3 protein-coding genes and 1 tRNA gene are annotated in these 3,352 nt (G+C 62.2%); 2 read left to right on the top strand and 2 right to left on the bottom strand.

The features are described 5' to 3' along the window. Positions 1-246 precede the first annotated feature (246 nt). Positions 247-543, top strand: coding sequence for a copper-binding protein (locus WB528_RS15400; RefSeq protein WP_423889273.1), 297 nt, complete (start codon positions 247-249; stop codon positions 541-543). Between the two features lie 31 nt (positions 544-574). On the opposite strand, the gene WB528_RS15395 is transcribed toward WB528_RS15400, so the two are convergent. Continuing rightward, the gene (locus tag WB528_RS15395; protein WP_423889272.1) at positions 575-2,353 is read right to left on the bottom strand and encodes an acyl-CoA dehydrogenase; all 1,779 of its coding nucleotides are present in this window, start codon (positions 2,351-2,353) and stop codon (positions 575-577) included. Between the two features lie 248 nt (positions 2,354-2,601). Between WB528_RS15395 and WB528_RS15390 the strand changes: the two genes are divergently transcribed. Further along, positions 2,602-2,676 (top strand) — tRNA-Gln (locus WB528_RS15390). A gap of 38 nt (positions 2,677-2,714) precedes the next feature. Here WB528_RS15390 and WB528_RS15385 read toward each other — a convergent pair. Then, the coding region (locus tag WB528_RS15385; protein ID WP_423889271.1) for an integrase core domain-containing protein at positions 2,715-3,352 on the bottom strand (638 nt) is incomplete at its 5' end.

The raw sequence follows: 3,352 nt of genomic DNA, 5'->3' as shown, positions 1-3,352 counted from the left end.
ACTGAGGCCTCACCGCCGGTTACGGCCCAACCCTCGGCGCCACCGCCGCCGATTTCGCTGCAGCCGCAGGCTGATCCGGGATTGCCAGCGACGGCGCCGCGGCCACCGCTGCCGGTGCAATAGCGCTCGTTGTTGAAGCGTCGTTAACGAACCGGCGAGAGGGCAGTGCCCGGGAAACCGGCGTGGGCCGGAACCAATCTGTCGCAGGGGGCTTAACGCACGTCTTCCCAAAACAGGGAGAATGCCATGAAGATCGCAAGGATTATTTCGGCCGGCGCAGCTGCATTTGTGGTCGTGAGTTCGGCCGCTTTCGCGCAACAGGCCCACACGGGAATCCTGACCGAAGTCAACCGGCTCAACAACACGGTCGCGATCCGGCAAACCCAAAACGGCACCGTCGGTGCGAATACCAGCGGCGCCGCCGAACAGTTCAAGGTCGGAAGCGGAGTGTCAATGGAGGCATTGCATGCCGGCGACAGCGTCAGCTTTTCGGTTTCCGGCGCCGACGGGGCCAAGACGATTACTAAAATCGATAGGCGATAACGCGCTCCTGCCGTGACGCTTCGATCACGCGCTAGCCGAGCAGCACCGCATCCGCGCCGTTTACAGCCTCGGCGCTGTCCATCACGGTCCGTTCCAGCGCGCCCGCTTGCACCGAAACGTTCTCGGCGAAGTACCGCGCCAGCGTGACGTAGCGCTGTGGATCGGCTTCGCTGGTCCCGCGCGCGGCCAAGGCCTCGTTCGCCAGCATGCATCCGCCGAGTGTTGCGCCGAACAGCCGCAAATAAGGCGTCGCGCCGGCGAGCGCCTCATTGGGCGCCGACGTCACGCGTTCGAGCAACCAGCGGCTCGTGCGTTCGAGCGAAGCCAGCGCGTCGCGCAATTTTGTCCCCGTGGTGCCGAACGCCGGATCGTTGGAGGCTTCGATCTGCTCGACGGTGCCTTTGAGTTCATCAAGCAGGGCCCAGACCGACTCTCCCCCGTTGGCCGCGAGCTTGCGCGTCACGAGGTCGATCGACTGAATGCCGTTGGTGCCTTCGTAGATCGGCGTGATGCGGGCATCGCGATAATGCTGAGCGGCGCCGGTTTCCTCGATGAAGCCCATGCCGCCGTGGATTTGCACGCCAAGCGAGGTGACTTCGTTACCGATGTCGGTGGAAAACGCTTTCGCGATCGGCGTCAACAGCGCGCCGCGCGCCGCAGCGGCTGCACGCGTTGAGGTATCTTTGGCCCGTATCGAAACATCCAGGGCGACAGCCGTGGCATAACAGATCGTGCGCGCGGCAGCCGTGAGCGCCCGCATCTGCATCAGCATCCGCTTGACGTCGGGATGCACGATGATCGGATCGGACTCATACCCCGGCTTGCCGGCGGCGCGGCCCTGGCGGCGCTCTTGCGCAAAGGCCAGCGCCTGCTGATAGGCGCGGTCGGCTATCCCGACGCCTTCGAGGCCAACGCCGAGCCGGGCCTGATTCATCATCGTGAACATGCATTGCATGCCGCGATTTTCTTCACCGATCAGGTAACCGATGGCGCCGCCATGATCGCCCATCGTCATGGTGCAGGTTGGGGCCGCGTGCATACCGAGCTTGTGCTCGATGCCGCTGACATAGATGTCGTTGCGCGCGCCGAGAGACCCGTCCGCATTGACGAGGAATTTCGGGATCAGAAACAGCGAAATGCCGCGGGTACCCGCGGGCGCGTCGGGCAGGCGGGCAAGCACGAAATGAACGATGTTATCGCTCATGTCGTGATCGCCATAGGTGATGAAGATTTTCGTGCCCTTGATGCGGTAGGCGCCGTCGGAGTTACGCTCGGCGCGGGTGCGCAGCGCACCGACGTCAGAACCGGCTTGCGGCTCAGTGAGCTGCATGGTGCCGGGCCAGTCTCCAGAGATCAGCTTTTCGAGATAGATTTTCTTCAGCTCTTCGCTGCCATGGGCATCCAGCGCTTCGATGGCGCTCAGCGTCAACAGCGGGCAAAGGCCGAAGGCGATGTTGGAGGCGCTCCAGATTTCGGTGCAGACCGCGTTGATGGCGAGCGGCAGGCCCTGGCCGCCGAAAGCTTCCGGCCCCGACACCGCGTTCCACCCGGCTGCGGTCCAGCGCTTGTACGCATCAGGCCAGCCGGGGGCGGTGATCACGTTGGCGTCTTCCAGCTTGATGCCGTTCTCGTCGCCGACGCGGTTGAGCGGCGCCAGCACGTCGGAGGCAAACCGGCCGGCTTCCTCCAGCACGGCTGCGGCAATATCGGCGTCGAAGTCGCCGTAATGCCCGGCCTTCACCGCGGCCTCGAGCCCCGCGCCGTGGTTGAGGGCGAGCAGCATGTCATTGATCGGCGCGCGGTAGGTCATGGCTTTAAGCCTCGGATGGAAGATCGAAATCCGTCTTCCCACGAAACGATGCGTCTCTCAACTCCCGGCCGGATCGGCAAGGCGTGCCGCAGGAGCGAAAATAGCTGGTTTCCGGTCCAAATACGCGGCCGAATTCAACGTGATTTTCGGCCTTCAGCCTGTTGAAATAGCTGATCTCCCTCTATAGACCGGCGTGGCCGAAGATTTGAGTCCCGGAAAGCCATCTGCCTTCCGCCTCTTCCGGCCGTTGGGGCGTCGCCAAGTGGTAAGGCAGTGGATTTTGATTCCACCATACGGAGGTTCGAATCCTCCCGCCCCAGCCAGCATTTACCCGGTCCATTCCGGACACATGGGTTACGTTTTATTCCGAAGACATAGGTAACACTTTCGGTCCGAAGGGATTTGCAAGGGGTTCGAGCCTGCAAGTCTCATCATCGAAGTAGCCGAGATCATAGTCCATAAAGCTGACCAGCCAAATGCGGTCGTCGGTTTGCTTGATGCCGACAGTCTGGCCGGCGAACACCTGACTTAGATTGATCTTCTGGTTGTTGAAGCAGATGCGGCCGCAGGTAGTGACAGTGGCTGCCTTGTCATGAAGCGGATAGTCGATGTCCGGCAAGCCGCGATAGGGCCGTGACGATGGCTGATAGCGCTCGGCCGGACACTGCATGTTGAGCGCCTGGTGCGGTCGCTCGTTGTTGTAGCCGTCGATGAAGTCGTCGAACCTGGCCTGCTGCTGCAGGAAGTTTTTGGCGGCCGGCTTGGTGGCCTCCAGCTTCAAGGTCAGATGCATTCGCTCATGTCGGCCGTTCTGCTGCGGATGGCCGGGCTTGATGCGCTCGATCTCGATGCCGAGCCTGAGCCACCAGACGGAGAGCTTTGAGAGGTTGAACAGGGAATTGGGACTGGCAAAGGGAACGCCGTTGTCGGTGCGGATGGCCCGCGGCAGGCCAAACTCCTTGAATACGCTCTCAAACACCGGGAAGGCATAGACTTCCC

Origin of the sequence: Bradyrhizobium sp. (genome assembly GCF_049586575.1) — a bacterium.
GTDB lineage: Bacteria > Pseudomonadota > Alphaproteobacteria > Rhizobiales > Xanthobacteraceae > Bradyrhizobium.
Note: the sequence above shows the minus strand (reverse complement) of the source record. Positions and strands in the feature narration are given on the sequence as shown.